Raw genomic sequence first — 23,557 nt, 5'->3', positions numbered from 1 at the left:
GTACACATGAGAAAGCTCGTCATGCTGCTCGTCCTCCTCCCGTCCCTGGCGGTGCCCCTCCCGGCCGCCGCGGCCCCGCCCGCTCCCGACGTGGACGCGGCGGGGACGTGGAGCCAGGCCGCGCTGGACGCCATACGGACGCACCGCGCCTCGGACTCCGACGCCGCCAGGACCTACGCCATGGTCGGCGCCGCCCTGTACGACGCGGTCAACGGCATCGCGACCGCCCGCGGCGACCGGGCCAGGACGCCCGCGCTGCGCGACGCCAAGGGCGCGCCGCCCCAGGGCGACCAGCAGGCCGCGGCCGTGGCGGCGGCGCACGCGGTGCTCGTCCGCCTGTACCCGGACGCGGTGGCGACGCTGGACGCGCGGCTCGCCGCCGACCTGGCCCGCCTCGGCCAGGGCCCCCGGGTGAGCGCCGGCCGGTCCTGGGGCGCCACCGTCGGCGCGGACGTCTACACCCTCCGGCAGGACGACGGCTCCTCGCCGGTGGAGGCGCAGCCCGCCGGCACCGGCCCCGGCGTCTTCGGCCAGGAGTGGCCGGGCGCCCAGTACCGCCACATGCGCCCGTTCGCCGACGCCGACGCCGCCCGGCACCTCGGCGGCGGCCCGCCCGCGCTGGACAGCCTCGACTACGCCGCGGCGTTCGCCGAGGTCGCCCTGCTCGGCAACGCCGCCGTCCCGGACGCCGGCAAGTCGGCCGTCTTCCAGTTCTGGTCCCTGCCGGCGGGCAGCGACCAGCCGCCCGGCGCGTGGGTCCAGATCGCGCTGGCCGCCGGACGGACGCTGCCGCTGGCGGACAAGGCCCGGCTGCTCGCGCTGCTCGGCATGGCGCTGGCGGACACGGCCGTCCCGACCACGCTGGCCAAGTACACCTACCGGCACTGGCGTCCGCAGGTCGCCATCCAGCAGGCCGACACCGACGGGAACCCGTACACGACGGCCGACCCGGCCTGGCGCGCGCGGGCGGGCAGCGCCGGCGGCACGCCCGAGTACATCTCCGGTCACAGCTCCTTCAGCGGCGCGGGCGCGGCCGTGCTCGCCGGGTTCTTCTGCTCGGACCGCGTCCCGTTCACGCTGGTCACGGACTCGGCGCCGGTCGATCCCGGCACCGGGCAGCCGTGGGCGCGCAGCTTCCCCGGCTTCTCCGCGGCGGCGGCCGACGCGGGCCGCTCGCGCGTGCTCGGCGGCCTGCACTTCGGCTTCAGCAACCTCGACGGCCTCGCCATGGGCCGCGACGTGGCCGCCGACATCCTGGCCGCCAAGCTGCTGCCGAGGTCGGGCCCGACGCACGTGGGGGCCTGCCCGCGCTGACCGGCACGCGATGGAACCGGGTGGAACGCCCTCGGATCGGGTGGCGGAGACTCGGGGAGAGGCATATGGAACTGGAGCTGGACGGCCGGCGGCTCGCGCGGGCGCTGGAGGACCACCTCGCGCGCTGGCGGGAGCGGACCGGGATCGCGGTGGAGGTGTGGGCGCTGCCCGCCGGTGACGTGCCGCGCGCCGTGGCCGAGACGGTCCTCCTCACCGTGCGGGAGGCGCTCGCCAACGTCGAGCGGCACAGCGGCGCCGCGACCGTCGCGGTCGCGCTGACCGCGGGCCGGCGCGGGCTGCGGCTGACGATCAGCGACGACGGCTTCGGCTTCGAGCACCGGACGGCGGGCCGCGGCCTGCGGGTGATGCGGGCCGGGTTCGCCGGGATCGGCGGCCGGCTGACGGTCAACGGCGTGCCGGGCGGCGGCACCACCGTCCGCGGCGAGGTGCCGCGCGCCGCCCTCGACCGCGCCGCCCTTGACGGGGCCACTGCCCGTGAGGAGCGGCCGTTGTCCGGACCTGGTGAGGACGTCCTGCCGCCCGCAGGCTAGAGACGGCCCCGTCCGGAGAAAGGGGCCGGCCGCACCGGCGCGGCCCGCACCCCGCCCTACCACCACCCGGGGGCGGGGTGCGCCCGCGCTCAAGGAGGTCAGTTGGCGCTCCTGGCCTCCTTGAGCAGGGGGTAGCCCTCGCCGAGGTCGCGGTTGAGCGGCAGCGTGACCGTCACGAGCCGGACCCTGCCCACCTCCACCCCCTCGATCCTGAACACCACCGCCGCCTCGCAGTCACCGCCGGTCAGCCGCACGAGCCGGCCCGCCCGCACGCCGGCCCGCACGAACGTCAGGTGCAGCACCAGGTCCACGGCGCAGGTCAGCCGCGCCACCGGCTGCCCGTCGACCTGGACCTCGATCCACGGCTCGTGGTGGGAGACGATCTCGTGCTCGGCCAGCGGCACCACCTTGCCGGTGCCCGGGTTGTCCAGGGTCTCGCGGGCGGCCTCGCGCAGCCTGCGGTACCTGGCCCAGCCGTTGAGCAGCACGCTCCCGAGGTCGATGCCGCGCAGCAGCTCGACACCCGCCCGTGCGGCCTCGCCCGCCAGCAGCTCGGGCGGGGTGTGGAGGCCGCGCTGGACGTCCTCGAGCACCCGCCGGGCGTCGAGGACGCGGGCCAGCTCCTCCGCGGCGCGCCCGGGGTCGGCGCACAGCAGCAGGTCGGCGGTGCTGGGGTGGGTGGTGAAGGTGACGGTCACCGTACGGTCTCCCTGATCTCCTGGACGCCAGGGTCGTGGTGGCACACGAGTTCGAGGCGCAGCTCGGGCGCGAGCTCGCGGACCTCGGCGCGCGGGTGCGGGTCGGCGTGGGCGACGCAGGTGAGCACGGCCGGCGCGGCCCGGGGGCGGCGGGCCCTGCGCACCGCCCAGAGGCCCGTCGCCAGCGCCGACAGCAGGCCCAGCAGCAGGACGGGCAGCAGGACGGACGGCGTGAGGCCACCGGAGGCGTCCCGCTCCTCGGGGACGATGACGTCGTCCGAGGTGGGGGTGACCTCCGGGGCGGGGGAGCCGCCGTCCGTCCCGCTCCCGGTGAGCGTCACGGTGACCGTGTCGCCCCGGCGGGCGGGGGTGCCCGCCACCGGGTCCTGGGCGCTCACCCGGCCGGAGGCGCCTTCGGCGACGGCCAGTTCGAGCCCCTGCTCGCCGAGCCGCGCGCGGGCCGCCTTCCTGGTGAGCCCGATCAGGTCGGGCACCAGGATCCGCGCCTCCGGCGGCGGGGCGACGGGGGACGGCGTCACCGCCAGGTCGATCTCGACCGGTGACCGGCAGGCCGCCAGCTCCTCCTCGGTGGGCGCCTGGTCGGTGACGACGGCGTCGCCCGGCGCGTCGGAGGGGACGGCCCGCACGCCGAAGTGGGCCTCGGCCAGCGCGGCGGTCGCGGCGTCCCTGGTCAGGCCGATGACGTTCGGCGGGTGGGCCTCCGGCGGGTCGCCGCCGCTCTCGATGACGGGCGGGCAGGTCAGCGTGTCACTGGGGGTGACGTCGGGGGTCGCCGTGTCCTCGGGAGTGGCGGTGTCCTCCGGGGTCTGGGTGTCCTCGGGGGTGGAGACCTCCGCCGAGGGCTCGGGCGACTCCGCGGGCGCGGCGCCCGCCGCGGGCCCGGCGCCGGCCGCCAGCAGGCTCGCGACCAGCGTGAGGAGTGCCAGCACGTACCGCATCCGCCACCTCCCTGCCGTCACCGGCAGGCTAGGCGCGCCCGCCCGCCGCGAGCATGAGTAGTGCCCTACTCAACTCTGAGGAGCAGCAGGCGACGTGGTGAAATACGAGGCAGTACGCACAGGAAGCGAGCCACCCTGATGGAACACCGCATATTGGGACGCACCGGTCGAGAGGTCGGCGTCGTCGGCCTCGGCGCCTGGCAGCTCGGCGCCGACTGGGGCGAGGTCTCCGAGGACGAGGCCGTCGCCACGCTGGAGGCCGCCGTGGACGCGGGCGTCACCTTCATCGACACCGCCGACGTCTACGGCGACGGCCGCAGCGAGCAGATCGTCGGCCGCTTCGCCAAGGGCCACCCCGGCCTGACCGTCGCCACCAAGATGGGCCGGCGCGTGGAGCAGATCCCCGCCAACTACGTCATGTCCAACTTCCGGGCCTGGAACGAGCGCTCCCGCCAGAACCTCGGCGTGGACACGATCGACCTGGTCCAGCTCCACTGCCCGCCGACGCCGGTCTACTCGTCGGACGCCGTCTTCGACGCCCTCGACACGCTGGTCGCCGAGCGGAAGATCGCCGCCTACGGGGTCAGCGTGGAGACCTGCGAGGAGGCGCTGACCGCCATCGCCCGCCCGAACGTGGCGAGCGTGCAGATCATCCTGAACGCCTTCCGCCTCAAGCCCCTGGAGCGGGTGCTGCCGGCCGCGCGGGCCGCCGGGGTGGGCATCATCGCCCGCGTCCCGCTGGCCAGCGGCCTCCTGTCGGGCCGCTACGACGAGCACACCACGTTCGCCCCCGACGACCACCGCAGCTTCAACCGGCACGGCGAGGCGTTCGACGTCGGCGAGACCTTCTCCGGCGTCGACTTCGCGACCGGCCTGGAGGCGGTCCGCCGGCTGGCCCCGCTGGTGCCCGAGGGCGCGACGACGGCGCAGTTCGCGCTGCGCTGGATCCTCGACCAGGAAGGCGTCTCGGTGGTCATCCCGGGCGCCCGCAACCCGGCCCAGGCCGCCGCCAACGCGGCCGCCGCCGGCCTCGCGCCGCTGCCTCCTGAGACGCTGGAGGCGGTGCGCGGCGTCTACGACGAGCTGATCCGGCCGCAGGTGCACCACCGCTGGTGAGCACGGCGGCACCCGCCGAGCGATGACCGCCGAGGCCGGCTGCTCCGTCCCAGGTCAGCAGAGACGCCGTCTAACGGCCGGCGGGCCAGGTGGCCGTGGCGGCCACCGATGCCCCACTCGCTGCCCGGACGGAGCCGCCCGCCGGAGATCGCCTCTCCGGGCCGGCCTCCCGTTCCCGCTTCGGCGGGTGCACTTCCATGCTCGGCGGGGCCGCCCCGGCGGGGGCAGGGACCAACGGTCCGACCCCGGCGGGACCTTCGGCCCGGGAAACCCGCGGCCCCCGCCGGGACCGGTCCTGACCTGCCCGTACGCTGGTGGGCATGATTCGTCCCGCTTCCCCCGACGACGTGCCCGCCATCCTCGGCCTGATCCGCGAGCTGGCCGAGTACGAGAAGGCCGCGCACGAGGTGCGCGCCACCGAGGAGGGCCTGCGCGCCGCCCTGTTCGGCGAGCGGCCCGCCGTCTTCGCCCACCTCGCCGAGGTCGACGGCGAGATCGCCGGCTTCGTCCTGTGGTTCCTGACCTTCTCCACCTGGCGGGGCGTGCACGGCGTCTACATGGAGGACCTGTACGTGCGCCCGCGCCACCGCGGCGGCGGCCTCGGGCTGGCGCTCATGGCGGAGCTGGGCAGGATCTGCGCCGAGCGCGGCTACCAGCGCCTGGAGTGGGCGGTGCTCGACTGGAACGAGCCCAGCATCGCCTTCTACGAGAAGCTCGGCGCGGTCCGTCAGGACGAGTGGCTGAAGTACCGGCTCACGGACGAGCCGCTGCGCCGCCTCGCCGGCAGGGCCTGAGAACGACCGCTGAAAGACGTCACGCGGGTCACGCACGGTGACGTGACCCGCGTGACGGCGACGTTAAACCCCGGCGTGCGACCTGCTCCGCATGCTCTGGCTCTGGCCGTAGCCCTCCATCCCGGACTCCTCGATCTCGCGGTGCGTCTCCTCGATCCGCAGCGCGACACCCATGGCGAAGAAGGTCGGAGCCCACTCGCCGACGAAGATGCCCCAGCGGTCGGCCCGGTCGAGCCCGGCCCCCGGCTCGGCGTTCTTCGACGCGAACCAGGACGCGAAGGACAAACCAATCGAGGCGATCCCGGCCAGGTACATGTGGTTGGACTTGATGCCCATCTTGTGCAGCGTTTTGATCATTGTTCCCCCCTTGCTGTGAGTGCTGTTACCCCAGGGAGGCAGGTGTAACCGATGATTACGCGCATGTTTCCGGCGTGACGCTTGTGCGTGACTTGTTACGAAGGTGAATCACATGTAACCGGCGCACAGCCACGCAGGGTCAAAGTGCGTAACGACCGATTCCTACCTTGGGAGCTCCGGACGCCGAGCGTAGGAGAGGTCGATGGCGCGCTGGATCGCCGAGTGGCACCCCGATGACCCAGCTTTCTGGGAGAGCACAGGAAAGCGCGTCGCACGGCGCAACCTGGTCTTCTCGATCCTGGCCGAGCACCTCGGCTTCACCGTGTGGACCCTGTGGAGCATCGTCGCGACCAAGATGGGGTCGTACGAGTTCACCACCGACCAGCTGTTCTGGCTGGTCGCGCTGCCGAACCTGATCGGCTCGGCGCTGCGGCTGCCCTACACCTTCGGCCCCGCCAGGTTCGGCGGGCGCAACTTCACCGTGGTCAGCGCCACGCTGCTGCTGATCCCCGCGGTGCTGCTCGGCGTGGCGGTCAGCAACCCGGACACGCCCTACTGGCTGTTCCTGGTGATCGCGGCCCTCGCCGGGTTCGGCGGCGGCAACTTCGCCTCCAGCATGGCCAACATCACCTACTTCTACCCCCGGCACAAGCAGGGCGTCGCGCTCGGGCTCAACGCCGCCGGCGGCAACGTCGGCGTCAGCTCCGTGCAGCTCGTCATGCCGCTGGTGATCGGCGCCTTCGGCCTCGCCGCCGCCGGGTGGTTCTGGATCCCGTTCATCGTCGTGGCCGCCGCCTGCGCCTGGTTCTTCATGGACAACCTGACCACCACCAAGGCCAGCCCGCGCGAGCAGCTCGCCGTGGCCGGCCGGGCCCAGACGTGGATCATGTCGTTCCTGTACATCGGCACGTTCGGCTCGTTCATCGGCTACTCCACCGCCTTCCCGCTGCTGAGCAAGAGCCTGTTCCCCGACGCCCCGTACGCCGCCGTCGCCTTCGCCGGGCCGCTCGTCGGCTCGCTCATCCGGCCGGTCGGCGGCTGGCTGGCCGACCGGCTGGGCGGCGCCCCCGTCACGCTGTGGAACTTCGCCGCCATGGGCGGCGGCGTCCTGCTGGTCTGGACGGCCAGCGAGTCCGGCGGCTTCTGGCTGTTCTTCCTCGCCTTCCAGCTCCTCTTCCTCACCGCCGGCATCGGCAACGGCTCCACCTACCGCATGATCCCGGCCATCTTCCAGGCCAAGGCCGTGGCCGAACGCGGCGAGGGCGAGGAGGCCCTGCTGTACGGCAAGCGCCAGGCCTCCGCCGCCATCGGCATCATCTCGGCGGTCGGCGCGCTCGGCGGGTTCCTCATCAACCGGGCCTTCGGGATGTCCTTCGCCTCCTCCGGCACGCCCGCCCCCGCCTTCCTCGCCTTCGGGCTGTTCTACGTCACCTGCTTCGCGCTCACCTGGTGGTGCTACACCCGCAAGGTCGGCGTCAAGGTCGTGGCCAGCCTCGCCCACGCCAGGGTCTGAACGTGAACCGGCCGGTGAAGACGCACTGCCCGTACTGCGCCCTGCAGTGCGGCATGGAGATCGGTCCCGGGCTCGCCGTCCGGCCGAGGACCGACATCCCCGCCAACGCCTCGGGCGCGCTGTGCCAGAAGGGCTGGACGGCGGCCGAGCTGCTCACCAACGGCGAGCGGCTGACCACGCCCCTCCTGCACGGCGAGCCGGTCGAGTGGGACGTCGCGCTCGACCACGTCGCCCACCGGCTGTCCGCCATCCGCGCCGAGCACGGCCCCGACGCCGTGGCCGTGTTCGGCGGGGGCGGCCTGACCAACGAGAAGGCCTACACGCTCGGCAAGTTCGCCCGGGTCGCGCTCGGCACCAGCCAGATCGACTACAACGGCCGCTTCTGCATGTCCTCGGCCGCCGCCGCCTCCATCAGGGCGTTCGGCCTGGACCGCGGGATGCCCTTCCCCGTCACCGACCTCGCCGGCGCCGACATCGTGCTGCTGGCCGGCGGCAACGTCGCCGAGACCATGCCGCCCTTCGTCCGGCACCTCGACGGTCCCCGCCTGATCGTCATCGACCCGCGCCGCACCCAGACCGCCAAGCTGGCCTGGCTGCACCTCCAGCCCACGCCCGGCACCGACCTCGCGCTCGCCCTCGGGCTGCTGCACCTGGTCCTCGCCGAGGGGCTGGTGGACGAGGAGTACGTGGCCGCCCGCACCACCGGCTTCGAGGACGTGCGCACCTCCCTCGCCGAATGGTGGCCGGAGCGGGTGGAGCGCGTCACCGGCGTGCCGGTCCACCAGATGCGGCAGGCGGTGCGGGCCATGGCGGCGGCCTCCAGCGCGTACGTGCTGACCGGCCGCGGCGCCGAGCAGCAGGCCAAGGGCACCGACACGGTCAGCGCCTTCATCAACCTCGCGCTCGCGCTCGGCCTGCCCGGCCGCCCGGGCTCCGGCTACGGCTGCGTGACCGGCCAGGGCAACGGCCAGGGCGGCCGGGAGCACGGCCAGAAGGCCGACCAGCTCCCCGGCTACCGCAAGATCGACGACCCGGCGGCGCGCGAGCACGTCGCCGGCGTGTGGGGCGTGCCGGCCGCGTCGCTGCCGGGGCCGGGGCGGTCGGCGTACGAGCTGCTGGACGCGCTCGGCACCCCTGGCGGGCCGCGGGCGCTGCTGCTGTTCGGCTCCAACCCGGTGATCTCCGCCCCCGCCGCCGAGCACGTCGCCGAGCGGATCGCCGCCCTGGACCTGCTCGTGACCTGCGACTTCGTGATGTCCGAGACCGCGGCGATGGCCGACGTGGTCTTCCCGGTCACCCAGTGGGCCGAGGAACGCGGCACCATGACCAACCTCGAAGGCCGCGTCCTGCTCCGCGACCGGGCCACCGCCCCGCCCGCCGGGGTGCGCAGCGACCTGGACGTCATCGCGGGCCTCGCCGCGCGGCTCGGCCACAGCTTCGCCACCGACCCGGCCGAGGTGTTCGACGAGCTGCGCCGCGCCAGCCGGGGCGGCCCCGCCGACTACTCCGGCATCACCTACGAGCGCATCGCCGAGGAGAAGGGCGTCTTCTGGCCCTGCCCCGAGCCCGGCCACCCGGGCACGCCGCGCCCCTTCCTCGACCGCTTCGCGCACCCGGACGGCCGGGCCAGGTTCGTGCCCGTCCGGCACCGGCCCGCCGCCGAGGAGCCCGACGAGGACTACCCCGTCTACCTCAGCACCGGCCGGGTGCTGGCCCACTACCAGAGCGGCGCGCAGACGCGCAGGATCGCGGCGCTCGTGCAGGCCGCGCCCGAGCCGTTCGTCGAGCTGCACCCCGACCTCGCCGAGCGGCTGGAGATCGCCCCCGGCGACGTGGTGCGGGTCACCAGCAGGCGCGCCGAGGCCAAGGCCGTCGCCCGCATCAGCGACGCCATCAGGCGCGACACCGTATTCATGCCCTTCCACTGGGAGGGCGCCAACCGGCTCACCAACCCGGCACTCGACCCGACGTCGAGGATGCCGGAGTTCAAGGTCTGCGCGGTCAGGGTGGAGAGGGACTCATGAGGCTCGTCGTCGTGGGCAACGGGATGGCCGGGTCGCGGCTCGTCAGCGAGGTGCGCACCCGCGACCCCCACATCAGGATCACCATATTCGGCGCGGAGACGTGCCAGCCGTACAACCGGGTGCTGCTGTCCAACGTGCTGGCCGGCAGCTCCCGCCCCGACCAGGTGCGGCTGCTCGACGCCTCCTGGTACGCCGCGCACGACGTCGAGGCGGTCTTCGGCGACGCCGTCGCGCACCTCGACAGGGAGACCAGGCACGTCGTCACCGAGAGCGGCCGGCGCGAGCCGTACGACCTGCTGGTGCTGGCCACCGGCAGCGACGCCATCGTGCCGCCGATCCCCGGCGTGGAGCGGGCCGTCCCGTTCCGCACGCTCGACGACTGCGAGCGCATCCTCGGCGCCGCCAGGGACGCCCGCCGGGCCGTGGTCGTCGGCGGCGGGCTGCTCGGCATCGAGGCCGCCCGCGGCCTGGCCGGGCGCGGCCTGCCGGTCACGCTGCTGCACCTGGCCGGCCACCTCATGGAGCGTCAGCTCGACGTCGAGGCCGGGCAGGTGCTCGGCGAGACGCTGGCCGGGCTCGGCGTCGAGACCCGCACCGGCGTCACCGCCGAGGCCGTGCTGGACGACGGCGTCCGCCTGGCCGGCGGCGAACTGGTCGAGGCCGACCTCGTCGTGCTGGCCTGCGGCGTCCGGCCGGTCACCGGCCTGGCCGCCGAGGCCGGGCTGGAGGTGCGCCGCGGCGTCGTCGTGGACGACGAGCTGCGCACCGACGACCCGTCGATCTTCGCGATCGGCGAGTGCGCCGAGCACGACGGCACCGTCTACGGCCTGGTCGCCCCCGCCTGGGAGCAGGCCGCCGTCGCCGCCGACGTCATCACCGGCGGCAAGGCGCTCTACCGCGGCTCGCGGCTGGTCACCCGGCTCAAGGCGAGGAGCGTCGAGCTGGCCGCGATGGGCGAGACGCACCTCACCGAGGAGCACGCCGAGGTGGTCAGGTTCAGCCACCGGGCCCGCGGCACGTACCGCAAGCTCGTCATCCGCGACGGCCGCCTGGTCGGCGCGATCCTGCTGGGCGAGAGCGACGCCGTCGGCACGCTCACCCAGCTCTTCGACCGCGGCGGGCCGGTGCCCGGCGACCGGGCCGGGCTGCTGTTCCCCGGGCTGTCGGCGGCCCCGGTGGCCGACAGCCCGACGCTGATGCCGGACGCGGCCAAGGTCTGCCAGTGCAACAACGTCACCAAGGGACAGATCAGGGCGTGCTGGGAGGCCGGCGCGCGTGACGTGGCCGGAGTGGCCGCCGCCACCCGCGCCACGACCGGCTGCGGCACCTGCCGCGACGCCGTGGAAGGCATCGTCGGCTGGCTGTGCGAGCAGGAAGGGATTTCGGTATGAGGAAGCTCGTCGTCGTCGGGTACGGGCCGACGGCCCACCGGCTCGTCGAAACCCTCAGGGACAGAGGGTTCGACGGGCGCGTCACCGTGATCGGGGAGGAGCCCCGCCCCGCCTACGACCGGGTGCACCTGACCTCCTACCTGTCGGGCACCACGCTGGAGGACCTCACCTACGACGTGCCCGAGGGCACCGTCACCCGGCTGAACACCCGCGTCACCGGCATCGACCGGCAGGCGCGGCACGTGGTGACCGCCGACGGGGGCGTGGAGCCGTACGACGTGCTGGTGCTGGCCACCGGCTCGGCGCCGTTCGTGCCGCCGGTTCCCGGCGCGGAGCACGCTTACGTCTACCGCACGATCGAGGACCTGGACGCCATCAGGAAGGCCGCCAAGGACGCGGCCGAGGGCGTCGTGGTCGGCGGCGGCCTGCTGGGCCTGGAGGCCGCGGACGCGCTGCGCGCGCTGGGGCTGAAGGCGCACATCGTCGAGATGAGCCCCTGGCTGATGCCGCGGCAGGTGGACGAGGGCGGCGGCGCGGTGCTGAAGCAGCACATCGAGGGCCTGGGCCTCGCCGTGCACGCCGGCGCGGGCGTCCAGGAGGTCGTCACCGACGGCGAGGGCCAGGTCACCGGGCTGCGCAAGCCGGACGGGACGCTGGTGGAGGCACAGGTCGTGGTGTTCTCGGCGGGCATCAGGCCGCGCGACGAGCTGGCCCGCGCCGCCGGGCTGGAGGTGGGCGAGCGCGGCGGCGTCGTGGTCGACCCGGGCATGCGCACCTCCGACCCGTCGATCTACGCGGTCGGCGAGTGCGCGCTGGCCGGCGGCATGATCTACGGCCTGGTGGGGCCGTGCAACACGATGGCCGAGGTGGCCGCGGACCGCATCCTGGGCGGGTCGGCGACGTTCGAGGGCGCCGACATGTCCACGAAGCTCAAGCTGCTCGGCGTGGAGGTCGCGCAGTTCGGGGCCATGACGGGGGCGCTGGACGTCACCTACATGGACCCGGTGGGCGGCGTCTACAAGAAGCTGTTCATCAGCGACGACGCGCGGACGCTGCTCGGCGGCATCTGCGTGGGCGACGCCTCGCCGTACACCTCGCTGCGGCCCTTCGTCGGCAAGGCGCTGCCGGCCTCGCCGTCGGACCTGCTCTTCAGCGGCGCGGGGGCGAACCTGGACCTGCCGGACGAGGCGCAGGTCTGCTCCTGCAACAACGTGTGCGCGGGCGACATCCGCACGGCCGTCGCCGACAAGGGCGTCACGGACGTGCCGGGGCTGAAGGCGTGCACCCGCGCGGGGACCACCTGCGGCTCGTGCGTGCCGATGCTCAAGCAGTTGCTGGAGAAGTCGGGCGTCGAGGTCAGCAAGGCGCTGTGCGAGCACTTCACGTACTCGCGGGCCGAGCTGTTCGACATCGTCCGGGTGCGGGAGATCACCACGTTCTCGCAGCTCATCGCCGAGCACGGGCAGGGGCGGGGCTGCGACATCTGCAAGCCCGCGGTGGCCTCCATCCTGGCCTCGCTGCACAACGGGCACGTGCTGGAGGGCGAGCGGGCCGCGCTCCAGGACACCAACGACGCCTTCCTCGCCAACATCCAGAAGAACGGCACGTACTCGGTCGTGCCGCGCATCCCGGGCGGTGAGATCACGCCCGAGAAGCTGATCGTCATCGGCGAGGTGGCCCGCGACTACGGCCTCTACACCAAGATCACCGGCGGTCAGCGCATCGACCTGTTCGGCGCGCGCGTGGAGCAGCTCCCGGAGATCTGGCGGCGGCTGGTGGACGCGGGGTTCGAGTCCGGCCACGCCTACGGCAAGGCGCTCCGCACCGTGAAGTCGTGCGTCGGCTCCACCTGGTGCCGCTACGGCGTGCAGGACTCGGTGGGCCTGGCGATCGACCTGGAGCTGCGCTACCGGGGCCTGCGCTCGCCGCACAAGCTGAAGTCCGCGGTCTCCGGCTGCGCCCGCGAGTGCGCGGAGGCCCGTTCGAAGGACTTCGGGATCATCGCCACGGAGAAGGGCTGGAACCTGTACGTGGCGGGCAACGGCGGCTTCAAGCCGCGTCACGCCGACCTGCTGGCCGGCGACCTGTCCACCGAGGAGCTCATCAGGACCATCGACCGGTTCCTGATGTTCTACATCCGCACGGCCGACCGCCTGCAGCGCACCGCCGCCTGGCTGGAGTCGCTGGAGGGCGGCCTCGACTACCTGCGTGAGGTGATCATGGAAGATTCGCTGGGCATCTGTGCCGACCTGGACGCGCAGATGGCGCACCACGTCGCCACGTACGCCGACGAGTGGTCGGCGACGCTGGAGGACCCGGACAAGCTGCGGCGGTTCGTCAGCTTCGTCAACGCCCCCGGCGTGCCCGACCCGTCCATCGTGTTCGAGTCCGAGCGCGGCCAGATCAAGCCGGTGATGGCCCGATGAGCGCCACGATCAGCGAGCCGCTGACCACCACCGCCGCCTGGACGGCGGTGTGCGCCTACGACGACCTGCTGCCGGAGCGCGGCGTGTGCGCGCTCGTGGACGGCCGGCAGGTGGCGGTCTTCCGCACCTTCGACGGCGCGGTGCACGCGCTGGACAACCTGGACCCGTTCAGCGGCGCGTACGTGCTCTCGCGCGGCATCGTCGGCACCAGGAAGGGCGAGCCGACGGTGGCCTCGCCGCTGCACAAGCAGGTGTTCTCGCTGGCCACCGGCCGGTGCCTGGACGAGCAGGGCGTGGCCGTGCCGGTGTACGCGGTGCGGGTGTCGGGAGGGGCGGTGGAGGTGAGCCTCCAGGGGTGAGCCGGCCGGCCGGGCCGCCCGCTCGCACGGCGGTCCGGCCCCGGGTCAGTGCCGGGGCTCCTCGGGGGGCGGGTAGACGTGCGGGCTGCGGTGCCCCAGGGGAAGGACGCAGCGGCGGCCCGCCTCCGAGCTGTCGCAGCGCTCGGCGTCCTCGCGCTGGGGGAGAGGGTCCGGGTTCGCCTGGGTTCGCGGCACTGGAGGGACGCTATCGGCGGGTCCGGCCCGGCTGGTCTCGCCGCGGCAACGATCGAAACACTGAACGGTCTCGGCAAATCAGGTCATTTCTCTGAGTAATACCGGACGAGGTAAAGGCCAGGTCGAAACTGCCACAACCGCGCATTCGGTGATCGACGGCCGGGGCATCAAAGCGGCCATGAGCAAGATTTCTCACCGCAGGGCACTCCTGCTGGCCGCGGTCGTTCCCGTTCTGCTCGTGGCGGGCTGCGCCGCGGGGAACGACACCCAGGCCATGAAGGGCGCGGCGAGCCCGTCCTCGCCCGCCGACATGATGTCGCCGGATGAGACCGGCACCGACATGGAGTCGCCCACCGCGACCGACACGGACATGGGCACCTCCTCCCCGACCGGCACCGCCGGCAACGGGCAGGCACGCTCGGCAGTCCAGGGCTACTTCGACGCCCTGAAGTCGGGCAACGTGAACCAGGTCGTCGGCGCGTTCTCCGACGACGCGGTCGTGGCCATGGACGGGGAGGCCACGGCGACGGGCGCGAACGCGATCCGCACGCTCTTCCAGGACCAGCTCAAGGGCTCCAAGGACCTCTCGCAGGCCACCCACACGATCGAGGAGTCGCGCGACCTCGGCGGCCAGTACTCAGTCGTCCGCTCGCGCAGCAAGCAGGGCAACTCCACCTACCGCGAGCTGTTCCTGCTGGCGCAGGAGGCCGGCCAGTGGAAGATCACCCAGTTCATGAACAACAAGGCGTCCTGACCGGAGCCGGCTCCGGAATACGGTAGGGGGGTATGGCGTTGCCGTCGGTGTGACGAGCGGAAGGACCACCTGATGGCCGGCTACACCGACAACAAGCAGGACCACCTGCGACGGCTGCGCCGCATCGAGGGGCAGGCGCGAGGGCTCCAGCGCATGGTCGAGGACGACAAGTACTGCATCGACATCCTCACGCAGGTGTCGGCCACGACCAGCGCGCTGCAGTCGTTCGCGCTGTCCCTGCTGGAGGAGCACCTGGCGCACTGCGTGGCCGAGGCCACCCGCAAGGGCGGGGCCGAGGCGGAGGCCAAGGTGAAGGAGGCCGCCGACGCGATCGCCCGCCTCGTGCGATCGTGACCTACGTTGGAGGCATGCAGGATCTGTCGCGGTTCCAGCATCCGCGCTTCGCCCGCATGTACGAGCGGATGAGCGTCGAGGCCGAGCCCCACGCCACCGGCCCGCTGCGTCGTCGGATGCTGGCCGGCCTCGCGGGCCGGGTCGTCGAGGTCGGCGCGGGCAACGGGCTCAACTTCGCGCACTACCCGGCCGAGGTGCGCGAGGTCGTCGCGATCGAGCCGGACGACGTGCTGCGGGCCGGCGCCGAACGCGCGGCGGGCGCCACCCGGGTGCCCGTGCGGGTGGTGGCCGGCCACGCCGGGGAGCTGCCGGCCGAGGACGGCGGGTACGACGCGGTCGTGCTGTCGATGGTGCTGTGCTCGGTGCCCGACCAGCGGGCCGCGCTCGCCGAGGTGCGTCGGGTCCTGCGGCCCGGCGGCGAGGTGCGCTTCCTCGAACACGTGCGCTCCGCCAACCCCGCGACCGGCCTGCTCCAGGACCTCCTCACGCCCGTGTGGCGGCTCGCGGCCGGCGGCTGCCGGCCCAACAGGAACACCGAGCGCGCGCTGCGCGACAGCGGCCTGCTCGTCGAGGAGTGCGAGCGCTTCCCCTTCAAACCGCTGCCGTCCTCCCCGACATTGACCCACATTCTCGGCCGGGCGCGAAACCCGGCGGCGTGACCCGCCATTTATCGCCCGGGTAACGGCGACGCGATATGGGCCGCCGGCCCGCCGGTGAAAAGGGCGGGGCCGCGTTATTTCTGGGGCGTGTCGCCCGGGATGCGCGGCGTGATGCGGCGGGCGTCGACCAGCGCCAGGTAGACGGCGAACGCGCCCTGCGCCCACGTTTCCGCCTGTGGCGTGGTCAACCTGATCTCCTCGCCCTCGTGGGAGACGATCAGGTAGCCGCCCAGAGGCGTTCGTCGCCACGCCACCAATACGTTCTCGTAAACGAGCACGTCCAGCATCGCGTCGAGGTAATCACGTCCGGCGGCGGACACGGCGGCAGCCTCCTCGCTCCTCGCCGAATTGTCGCCCTGCCTTTTCCATTGTGCGCGCCCCATCGGGAAATGTCGCCTTCTCTGCAACCTTCACCGGCCGGGGGAGCGGCGCTGACGGGCGCGGGCCTACGGCCGGCCGGACGCCGGCGCGACGACGAGGAGCCACCCCCGCCCGGCGACCCGCCCGGCGACCCGCCCGCCGCGCCTCCCGACGTCACCGCGCGCGGTCAGAGGTCGCGTTCCTGCTGGTCGAGGATGGCGACCGAGATCGCGACCGCGCGCCCGGGGTCGCCCGCCTCGATGGCGCGCAGCAGCTCCTCGTGGGAGCTGTCCGGCACCAGCGCCGCCTCCTGCTGGTCGCGGACGCTGTCGCGCAGCGCGTCGCTCATGCCCCGGTAGAGGTCGGCGAGCAGCGCGTTGTGCGCGGCGTCGGCCACCCGGACGTGGAAGTCGACGTCGGCGTCGGCGAAGCCGTCGAGGTCGCCGGCCCGGCCGGCCGCGTCCCTGCGGGCCAGGGTCTCGCGCAGCCCGGCCAGGTCCTCGTCGGTGCGGCGGCCGGCGGCCAGCCGGGCGGCGACGAGGTCGAGGCCGCGGCGCACGTCGATGATGTCCATGGCGGCCGCCGTGTCGAGGCGGCGGCGCAGCGCGACCCGGGACTCGTCGGTCGCGGTCACGTACGTGCCGTCGCCCTGGCGCGTGTGCAGGAGCCCGGCGTGCGCGAGCACCCGCACCGCCTCGCGCACCGAGAGCCGGCTCATGCCGAGGCTCTGCGCGAGCTGGCTCTCCGACGGGATCTTCGTCCCGACCGGCCACGTGCCGCGGGCGATCTCCCGGCGGAGCTCGTCGATCGCGGCGTCGACGAGCGAGGTCCGAGCGACGTTGCGCATGTGCCCTCTTCTCCTTCGGCTGGGAAGTCCACCCTAAGCGCTGCGGTCACGGACGGCCGGTCAGCTCAGCTCGGCGGCCAGCCGTTCGATGGTCCTGCGGCCCTCCAGCGGCGTGAGCCAGGCCTCGGGCAGTGCGTCGGCGCCGTGCATCGTGCCGAGCAGGTTGCCGCAGACCGAGCCGGTCGAGTCGCTGTCGCCCGAGTGGTTGACCGACAGCAGCAGCGCGCGTTCGACGGAGGGCTCGGCGAGGGCGCAGTAGACGCCGATGGCCAGCGCCTCCTCGGCGACCCAGGCCCCGCCCAGCGTCTCGACGCGCTCGGGGGAGTGCGGCCCGGCCGCGGCCGCGGCGAGCGCCGCGCGGAGCGCCGCCGTGGTCTCCTCGTGGGACGGGTAGCCGGCCAGCAGGCCGAGCGCGCCGTGCACGGCCGGCTCCAGGGCCTCGCCCGCCATCAGGTACGCGATGATCGCCGCGAACGCCCCCGCCGCCAGGTAGCCGGTGGGATGCCCGTGGGTGATCTGCGCGCAGGCGGCGGCCAGCTCGAACGCCTCCCGCGGCGCGCGCCGCGCCAGCCCGAACGGGGCCGAGCGCATGACGGTGCCGCAGCCCTTCGAGCCGGGATTGACCGGCCCGGGCTCGCCGAGGGGCGACGGGCCGGGGAAGGGCCGGTGCAGGCCGGACAGGCAGGTGGTGCCCGGGGCGCGCCGGGAGTAGAGCCAGCCCTCCTCGCGCAGCCGCCCGGTGCGGTGGGGGCGGTCGGCGGGCGGCGGCTCGTGGTGGTCCTGGGTGTCGAGCCAGCGCAGGTACGCCTCGCGCACGCACCTCAGTACGTCCCCGTCCGGGGAGCCGCCCGGCGCGCCGCCTGCCGCGTCGTCCGGTGAGCGGTTACCGTGGGCGGCGCGGAGCAGGCCCTCGACGGTGAACAGCGTCATCTGGGTGTCGTCGGTGACGAGGCCGCTGGTGCCCCGCCAGGTGGGGACGTATCCGGTGAGGCCCGCGGGCCCGTGGTCGCGCCGGATGTCCCGAAGCGAATGGAACTCGACGGGCGCCCCGAGGGCGTCCCCGATCGCGCCGCCGAGGAGGCAGCCGCGGACCCGATCCCGAACATCCATGACCCGAATCTTGTCACCTTCCCCGGGTCTCTGAGAGATTGCGTTTTGTCCCGGATGCACCTTTGGAGGTCATGCGTGTCACCCTTACGCCCGGCCCTGGCCGCCGTCGTCCTCACCCTGGCGACCGCGACGGCCACCGCACCCCCCGCTCACGCCGCCACCCCGGCCGTCACCGTCGAGGACGGCCGCACCCAGCCGGTCTTCTCCTACGCCGACGCCGTCCGCGAGCACGTGTACGTCGAGTCCACGGTCGACAGCGACCTCGACGGCGCCCTCGACAAGGTCCGCGTCGACATCATCCGCCCCAAGGAGTCCGGCCCGGGCCTCAAGGTGCCGGTGATCATCGACGAGAGCCCCTACTACGACAACTCCGGCCGCGGCAACGAGGCCGAGCGCAAGGTCTACGACGCGGCGGGCAACGTCACCAAGTTCCCGCTCTTCTACGACAACTACTTCGTCCCGCGCGGCTACGCCGTCCTCAACGTGGACATGCTCGGCACCACCAGGTCCGACGGCTGCCCCGACATCGGCGGCAAGGCCGACGTGCTGGGCGGCAAGGCCGTCATCGACTGGCTGAACGGCCGCGCCAGGGCGACCAGGGCCGACGGCGGCCCCGCCGTGGCCGACTGGACCACCGGCAAGGCCGCCATGATCGGCAAGTCGTACGACGGCACCCTGGCCAACGCCGTCGCCGCCACCGGCGTGGACGGGCTGAAGACGATCGTGCCGATCTCGGCCATCAGCTCCTGGTACAAGTACCAGCGCTCGAACGGCGTGATCTACAACTACGACTACGCCTCCTGGCTGGCCAACTACGTCGACACCGACCCCGAGGCCAAGTGCCAGGCGGTCCGCGACCGGATGGACGCCGAGGACGGCGACGACACCGGGAACTACAACGCCTTCTGGGCCGAGCGCGACTACCTCAAGGGCCTGCTCGGCGACGCCTCCAAGGTCAGGGCCAGCGTCTTCGCGGTGCACACGGTCAACGACCTCAACGTCAAGCCCGACAACTTCTCCACCTGGTGGAAGGCCCTGGCCGAGCGGGGCGTGCCGCGCAAGATCTGGGTCGGCCAGACCCAGCACGTGGACCCGTTCGACTTCGAGGGCCGGCGCGGCCTGTGGGTGGACACCCTGCACCGCTGGTTCGACTACTGGCTGCACGGTGTGCGCAACGGCATCCTCCAGGAGCCCCGCGCGGACGTGGAGGTCGGCCCCGCGCAGTGGATCAGCCAGCGCGACTGGCCGGCGCCGTTCGCGATCAAGGCGTCGCTGCGGCCCGCCGCCGACGGCTCGCTGGGCCTGCGCCCGGCCGCCAAGGACAGCACCGCGACCTTCACCGACGTGGCGCTGAGCGAGAACGACATGGTCGCCGACGTCGGCACCGCCAACCCCGGCCGGGTGGCGTTCACCACCGGCGAGCTGCCGCTGGACCTGCGCCTGTCCGGCACGCCCACCGCCGACCTGCGGGTCAAGCTGGACAAGCCCACCGCCAACCTGACCGCGCTGCTCGTCGACTTCGGCGAGAGCGCCCGCGTCGACTGGCGGCGCGGCCAGGGCATCACCACGCTCACCGAGGAGGACTGCTGGGGCGAGAGCACCGCGGCCGACGACGGCTGCTACCGGAAGGTCGTCACGAACGTCGCCACCCGCCCGCTGGAGGTCGTCGCCCGCGGCTGGATCGACGTGCAGAACCGCGACTCGCTCAGCGAGGCCGCGCCGCTGCCCGCAGGCACGTACGGCAAGGTCAAGTGGCTGACGCTGCCGCAGGACTACACCTTCAGGAAGGGCCACAGGATCGGCCTGGTGATCGCCGGCACCGACGCCACCTACAGCGAGGAGAGCGGCACCGGCGCCACCGTCACGGTCGACCTGGCGAAGAGCAGCGTCGTCGTGCCGTTCGTGCTCGGGACGCCGCTGACGGACATGCCGCAGGACAAGGCCAGGTTCCACGGCCCGGACCGGGTCGAGCTGCCGCAGCCTGAGGCGAAGTTCCAGTTCTTCTAGGAAGCACGGCTCTTCTAGGAAGCACGGCTGGGGCTCCTGCTAGGCGCAGGGGCTCCAGCCTCGGCCGGCCGTCCACGTGACGGCGAGGGTCAGCGTGCCGCCGGCCGCCGTCGTCCCGCCGGTGCGGACGCCGTCGCCGGTGGCCGTGCCGGTCCAGCGGACCACGATCCGGCCGCTCCGCTCCGGGTCGCCGCAGCTCGCCCGGTCCGCGGACTCCCGTACCCGGAAGCGGGTGCCGGAGACCGCGAGGCCCGGGGTGGCGGTGGCCGAGATGATCGTGCAGCGGCCCGTGCACGCCAGCGCGAACGACCCGGCGCGCGCCGCGCCGAGCGACACCGACGCGGGCGACAGCCGCGCCACCGGCGGCGCGGGCCGCGGCAGCTCCGCCGCCCGCGCCACGCTGGTCAGCCCCGAGCCAGGGGCGGGCGCGGGCGCGGCGGAGGGCGCCGTCACCTTCGCCACCCACTTCGACGGCCGCTCCAGCAGCACGCTGGTCTGCGCCGCCGCCTTGGTGATCACGGCGGGGTGGTCGCGGGCGTTCAGCAGCGCCCACACCAGGCCCGCCGCCAGCAGGCCGACGCCCATGAGCAGCGCCAGCCTGGCCACCGCCCGGATCGGCGCGCCGGTCTCGGCGTCGTCGTCCGGCGGCTCCTTCCAGTACTCCTGCCACTGCTTGCCCGCGGCGCCGTCCGGCTCGCCGCTCATCGTGATCCCGCCGTAGCGGATGATCGCGTCGGGGGTCCTGGCGTGGCCGTTGCTCTCGCCCTTGAGCGCGGTGGTGTAGACGAGCTTGTCGGTGTACGCGCCCCCGCGGAAGGCCCTGGTCCGGCTCGGCGGCGCGAACGGGTGCCGCCCGCGCACCGCCGGAGCGGCCGGGAGCTCCTGGTCGGCGGCGGCCGCGCCCGCCGCCGACCAGGGCTTTCCCTGCGTCGCCGTCGTGGGGTCGGCGACGGGGACGGACGGCTCGGCGTCGGCGACCGGCGGGACGACGGCCCAGCGGCCAGTCTCCGCGGGGCCGGTCTCCACCAGTGTGCGTGCCTGCACGGGGAAGCCGTCAGCCCGCCAGAGAGGTCCCTCGCCGGGCAACGGCTGCGCAGACGCCAGCCGGTTCGGTAGCGTGCCGGGCAGCGTGGCGATCGGCAGGCGGCGCAGCAGCGCCCCGGCCGTCATCGTCCTGGGCGCGGCCCGGCAGGTCGCACAGGACTGAATGTGGCGGCCGATCCTGGCCCTGGCCCGGCGGCCGGGCGCGGCGACCCACGCCGACACGCGGGCGGTCAGGTCGGCGCAGCCGCCGGGGCCGCGCGCGGCGATGATCGCGGCGAACCACTCCTCCAGGCCGGCCGCGGCCCGCGCCACGATCGCGCGCACCTCGGCCTCGTCCAGCTCGAAGACGGTGGCCAGCTCGGCGTCGGCCAGGCCGTGCCGGACCGACAGGTCCAGCAGCTCACGCTGGGGCCGCTCCAGCGACAGCAGGGCCTCGGGCAGCAGCTCCGACATGCGGCCGGGACGCGACCACGAGCCGATGCTGGCGGGCTTGGCCACGACCGCGCGGTGCGCGCGGGCCAGCGCGTACAACCAGGGGCGGCGCAGCGCCGGGTCCGTCATGCGGTCGGCGTACAGGTGGGCCGTCAGCAGGGCCCCGGCGACCGCCTGCTCGGCGTCGCCCGCGGCCAGCTCGGTGCGGCAGTAGTCGTACAGGCGCGCGCCGTGCTGGTCGCACAGGTCGCGGATGGCCTGCCGCGCGTCGTCGGACAGCGTCCGCCACATCCGCCGTCACCTCCTCCATCCCGCCGGAACGGTCACTCAGAACGTCACGCTCTTGCCCCGCACCGCGCCGAGCCGCTCCGGCGCGGCGTCGAGCAGGGAGGCCTTGGCCAGGTAGGCCCGGGTCGCGTCGGGGTCGCCGGCGATCGCCCGCAGCCCGTCCATGGCCGCGGCCAGCCGGGCGCTGTCGTGCTCGCGCACGCCCGCCGGCCGCGTCTCGCCGGGTGGCAGCACCCGCCGCATCAGCACCGAGCGCCGCCGCCACGCCCACGCCTCCAGCGCGGCCGGCCGGGCGTGGCCGCCGAGCACGGCGGCGATCACCTGGGCCGCCTCGAAGGCGTCGTGCAGGCCGGCGTTCATGTTGAGCCCGCCGACCGTCGAGGTCAGGTGCGCCGCGTCGCCGACGAACAGCACCCGCCCGCACCGGTAGGAGGGCAGCACGCCCCGCGACAGCGCGAAGCGGTCCGCGCCGGTCACCCTGACCGGCCCGCCGAGGCCCGGCAGCGTCCGGCGGACCAGCAGCGACAGGTTCGCCGCCGACAGCGGCTCGTGCCCGTCCAGCGGGATCTTGAAGATGATCCGCCAGTGGTCGGGCAGCCCCAGCAGCGTGCACGACTGCTGGACGTCGCGCACGTACGTCAGCGGCGCCAGGCCCGGCATGAGCCGGTCCAGCGGCGAGTCGGTGAAGACCCGCAGCGCCGTCGCGAGCTGCCCCGCCCGGGGGAGCGGCAGCCCCAGCTCGGCCCGGACCGTGCTCTGCGCGCCGTCGGCGGCGATCAGGTACCGGGCCCGCGTCCAGGTGTGGCCGACGCGGACCCGGATGCCGGTGCCGCCCTCGGCCACGCCGTCCACGCGGGCGCCGAAGCGCACGTCCACGTCCGGGTAGACGCCGAGCACGGTCAGCAGCAGCGAGGTGAGCGCGGTCTGGTCGGCGTGCACCCGGTACGGGTGCCTGGTGAGCCCGTCCAGCCGGTTCATGCCCATCTCGGCCAGCACGGCGCCCGCCCGGTCGCGCCACTGGACCCGGTCCACGACGCGCCCGCCGGCGACCAGCCGCGCCGCCACGCCCAGCTCGTCGAGCAGGTCGAGCGTGGCCGGGTGGAAGGTGCAGGCGCGCGGCTGCCGCTGCGGCTCGCTCCCGCTCTCCAGGACGGTGACCGGGATCCCCGTCCTGGCCAGCGAGAGCGCCGCGGTCAGGCCCGCCGGCCCCGCTCCCACCACGATGACGCCGTTCATGCCGGGCGCCTCCCCTGCGCCGGTACGGGGCTGCGCGGGACGGGACTGTGGTGGGGCACCCGGCTGAGCGTCACGTGCTGGCCGGTGGCCTGCGACAGCGCCCACCAGGCGGTGCAGAGGTTCGAGGTGAGCAGCAGGCGCTCGTTGCCGGTGCTCAGCGGGCCGAGCACGGGCAGCGTGGGCAGGCCGGTGCCGGTGAACAGCAGCACCGCGTCGCCGGGCACGTCCGCCAGCTCGACCTGGCTGATCAGCTCCGACGGGGTGACCGCGTACGACGAGAAGCCGCTCTTGGCGCGGACCTGCACGGTCTGGGTGACGGTCAGCCCCGCGGTCTTCCAGAAGCGCTCGGCCAGCTCCGTCAGCCACGGCTGGTACGGCGAGACGAGCACGATGTCGCTCACCCCGACGTGCTCCAGCGCCTCCCGCGTGGCCAGGGTCGCCGAGGCGAACGGCGTCCCGGCCAGCGCGCCCAGCCGGGCGCACTGCTCGCGGTCCTCGTCGGGGCCGAGCAGGTAGCGGGGCTCGCTGCAGGCCACGACCATGGCGTTGAGCGGCAGGCCGTCGAAGGCGAAGACCATGAGGGGCAGGTCGTCGTTGTAGCTCTCCAGGCGCTCGGCCAGGGGCAGCCCGCGCCGGACCGGGAGGCGGGCGACGTGCATGTCGGCCCGCGACCCGAGCAGGCGGGTCAGCTCCGGCTCCGCCGACGGGTTGGCGGGTGCGACGATCACGCCGACCCGGCCGCGGCTCACCACCGAACGGGTGCGCATCG

General features: G+C 73.8%; 23 protein-coding genes. 13 read left to right on the top strand and 10 right to left on the bottom strand.

Annotated elements, in window-relative coordinates:
* The first annotated feature begins 6 nt into the window (after positions 1–6).
* Together MF672_RS28320 and MF672_RS28315 are read left to right on the top strand one after the other, a co-directional pair.
* Positions 7–1,314 carry a vanadium-dependent haloperoxidase gene (locus MF672_RS28320; protein WP_242376421.1) on the top strand — a complete coding sequence of 436 codons (1,308 nt, stop codon included), beginning with the start codon at positions 7–9 and terminating at the stop codon, positions 1,312–1,314.
* Positions 1,315–1,379: 65 nt separating this feature from the next.
* Positions 1,380–1,865 carry a sensor histidine kinase gene (locus MF672_RS28315; RefSeq protein ID WP_242376422.1) on the top strand — a complete coding sequence of 162 codons (486 nt, stop codon included), beginning with the start codon at positions 1,380–1,382 and terminating at the stop codon, positions 1,863–1,865.
* Between the two features lie 98 nt (positions 1,866–1,963).
* Here the strand turns inward: MF672_RS28315 and MF672_RS28310 are convergent, their stop codons facing one another.
* Positions 1,964–2,563 carry a hypothetical protein gene (locus MF672_RS28310; RefSeq protein WP_242376423.1) on the bottom strand — a complete coding sequence of 200 codons (600 nt, stop codon included), beginning with the start codon at positions 2,561–2,563 and terminating at the stop codon, positions 1,964–1,966.
* Positions 2,560–3,522, bottom strand: coding sequence for a PASTA domain-containing protein (locus tag MF672_RS28305; protein ID WP_242376424.1), 963 nt, complete (start codon positions 3,520–3,522; stop codon positions 2,560–2,562). The genes MF672_RS28310 and MF672_RS28305 overlap by 4 nt, the downstream gene beginning before the upstream one ends.
* 138 nt (positions 3,523–3,660) lie before the next feature.
* On the opposite strand from MF672_RS28305, the gene MF672_RS28300 reads away from it, so the two are divergent.
* Both MF672_RS28300 and MF672_RS28295 read left to right on the top strand, forming a co-directional pair.
* Complete coding sequence (locus MF672_RS28300) at positions 3,661–4,638, top strand: aldo/keto reductase (RefSeq protein ID WP_242376425.1); 978 nt, start codon at positions 3,661–3,663, stop codon at positions 4,636–4,638.
* 320 nt (positions 4,639–4,958) lie between these two features.
* Positions 4,959–5,432, top strand: a complete 474-nt coding sequence (locus tag MF672_RS28295) for a GNAT family N-acetyltransferase (RefSeq protein WP_242376426.1) — start codon at positions 4,959–4,961, stop codon at positions 5,430–5,432.
* Between the two features lie 63 nt (positions 5,433–5,495).
* Here MF672_RS28295 and MF672_RS28290 read toward each other — a convergent pair whose 3' ends face one another.
* Positions 5,496–5,789, bottom strand: a complete 294-nt coding sequence (locus MF672_RS28290; protein ID WP_242376427.1) for a hypothetical protein — start codon at positions 5,787–5,789, stop codon at positions 5,496–5,498.
* A 202-nt stretch (positions 5,790–5,991) separates the two neighbouring features.
* On the opposite strand from MF672_RS28290, the gene MF672_RS28285 reads away from it, so the two are divergent.
* The 5 genes from MF672_RS28285 to nirD are packed head-to-tail and all read left to right on the top strand — an operon-like array spanning position 5,992 to position 13,502.
* Positions 5,992–7,302: an MFS transporter gene (locus MF672_RS28285; RefSeq protein ID WP_242376428.1), complete on the top strand. Its 1,311-nt coding sequence runs from the start codon at positions 5,992–5,994 to the stop codon at positions 7,300–7,302.
* 2 nt (positions 7,303–7,304) lie between these two features.
* Positions 7,305–9,326, top strand: a complete 2,022-nt coding sequence (locus MF672_RS28280) for a molybdopterin oxidoreductase family protein (protein WP_302893271.1) — start codon at positions 7,305–7,307, stop codon at positions 9,324–9,326.
* The gene (locus MF672_RS28275) at positions 9,323–10,717 is read left to right on the top strand and encodes an FAD-dependent oxidoreductase (RefSeq protein WP_242376429.1); all 1,395 of its coding nucleotides are present in this window, start codon (positions 9,323–9,325) and stop codon (positions 10,715–10,717) included. The genes MF672_RS28280 and MF672_RS28275 overlap by 4 nt, the downstream gene beginning before the upstream one ends.
* The gene (gene nirB, locus MF672_RS28270; RefSeq protein ID WP_242376430.1) at positions 10,714–13,143 is read left to right on the top strand and encodes a nitrite reductase large subunit NirB; all 2,430 of its coding nucleotides are present in this window, start codon (positions 10,714–10,716) and stop codon (positions 13,141–13,143) included. The genes MF672_RS28275 and nirB overlap by 4 nt, the downstream gene beginning before the upstream one ends.
* Positions 13,140–13,502: a nitrite reductase small subunit NirD gene (nirD, locus tag MF672_RS28265; protein WP_242376431.1), complete on the top strand. Its 363-nt coding sequence runs from the start codon at positions 13,140–13,142 to the stop codon at positions 13,500–13,502. The genes nirB and nirD overlap by 4 nt, the downstream gene beginning before the upstream one ends.
* Positions 13,503–13,547: 45 nt before the next feature.
* Here the strand turns inward: nirD and MF672_RS28260 are convergent, their stop codons facing one another.
* Positions 13,548–13,697 carry a hypothetical protein gene (locus MF672_RS28260; RefSeq protein WP_242376432.1) on the bottom strand — a complete coding sequence of 50 codons (150 nt, stop codon included), beginning with the start codon at positions 13,695–13,697 and terminating at the stop codon, positions 13,548–13,550.
* 178 nt (positions 13,698–13,875) lie between these two features.
* Here MF672_RS28260 and MF672_RS28255 point away from each other — a divergent pair, with 178 nt between their 5' ends.
* From MF672_RS28255 to MF672_RS28245, 3 genes are all read left to right on the top strand, one after another.
* The gene (locus tag MF672_RS28255; protein WP_242376433.1) at positions 13,876–14,451 is read left to right on the top strand and encodes a nuclear transport factor 2 family protein; all 576 of its coding nucleotides are present in this window, start codon (positions 13,876–13,878) and stop codon (positions 14,449–14,451) included.
* A gap of 72 nt (positions 14,452–14,523) precedes the next feature.
* Positions 14,524–14,805 carry a metal-sensitive transcriptional regulator gene (locus tag MF672_RS28250; protein WP_242376434.1) on the top strand — a complete coding sequence of 94 codons (282 nt, stop codon included), beginning with the start codon at positions 14,524–14,526 and terminating at the stop codon, positions 14,803–14,805.
* Between the two features lie 14 nt (positions 14,806–14,819).
* A complete protein-coding gene (locus MF672_RS28245) occupies positions 14,820–15,464 on the top strand; it encodes a class I SAM-dependent methyltransferase (RefSeq protein ID WP_242376435.1) in 645 nt (214 codons plus the stop codon).
* 74 nt (positions 15,465–15,538) lie between these two features.
* Here the strand turns inward: MF672_RS28245 and MF672_RS28240 are convergent, their stop codons facing one another.
* From MF672_RS28240 to MF672_RS28230, 3 genes are all read right to left on the bottom strand, one after another.
* On the bottom strand, positions 15,539–15,784 hold the full coding sequence (locus MF672_RS28240; RefSeq protein ID WP_242376436.1) for a hypothetical protein: 246 nt from the start codon (positions 15,782–15,784) through the stop codon (positions 15,539–15,541).
* A 227-nt stretch (positions 15,785–16,011) separates the two neighbouring features.
* The gene (locus MF672_RS28235) at positions 16,012–16,671 is read right to left on the bottom strand and encodes a FadR/GntR family transcriptional regulator (RefSeq protein ID WP_242376437.1); all 660 of its coding nucleotides are present in this window, start codon (positions 16,669–16,671) and stop codon (positions 16,012–16,014) included.
* Positions 16,672–16,731: 60 nt separating this feature from the next.
* Complete coding sequence (locus tag MF672_RS28230) at positions 16,732–17,781, bottom strand: ADP-ribosylglycohydrolase family protein (RefSeq protein ID WP_242376438.1); 1,050 nt, start codon at positions 17,779–17,781, stop codon at positions 16,732–16,734.
* 75 nt (positions 17,782–17,856) lie between these two features.
* Between MF672_RS28230 and MF672_RS28225 the strand changes: the two genes are divergently transcribed.
* On the top strand, positions 17,857–19,788 hold the full coding sequence (locus MF672_RS28225; protein WP_242376439.1) for a Xaa-Pro dipeptidyl-peptidase: 1,932 nt from the start codon (positions 17,857–17,859) through the stop codon (positions 19,786–19,788).
* A 39-nt stretch (positions 19,789–19,827) separates the two neighbouring features.
* On the opposite strand, the gene MF672_RS28220 is transcribed toward MF672_RS28225, so the two are convergent.
* Genes MF672_RS28220 through MF672_RS28210 form a run of 3 tightly spaced genes read right to left on the bottom strand, consistent with a single transcriptional unit; the run spans position 19,828 to position 23,555 of the window.
* Positions 19,828–21,555 (bottom strand): hypothetical protein, encoded by a 1,728-nt coding sequence (locus tag MF672_RS28220; RefSeq protein WP_242376440.1) that lies wholly within the window; start codon positions 21,553–21,555, stop codon positions 19,828–19,830.
* Positions 21,556–21,591: 36 nt separating this feature from the next.
* Entirely contained in the window at positions 21,592–22,788 is a 1,197-nt protein-coding gene (locus MF672_RS28215; protein ID WP_242376441.1) for an FAD-dependent oxidoreductase, read from the bottom strand.
* Positions 22,785–23,555 (bottom strand): maleate cis-trans isomerase family protein, encoded by a 771-nt coding sequence (locus MF672_RS28210; RefSeq protein ID WP_242376442.1) that lies wholly within the window; start codon positions 23,553–23,555, stop codon positions 22,785–22,787. The genes MF672_RS28215 and MF672_RS28210 overlap by 4 nt, the downstream gene beginning before the upstream one ends.
* Positions 23,556–23,557 lie beyond the last annotated feature (2 nt).

The organism is Actinomadura luzonensis (assembly GCF_022664455.2).
Classification (GTDB): Bacteria; Actinomycetota; Actinomycetes; order Streptosporangiales; family Streptosporangiaceae; genus Nonomuraea; species Nonomuraea luzonensis.
This window is presented reverse-complemented; position numbering and strand designations above follow the sequence as displayed.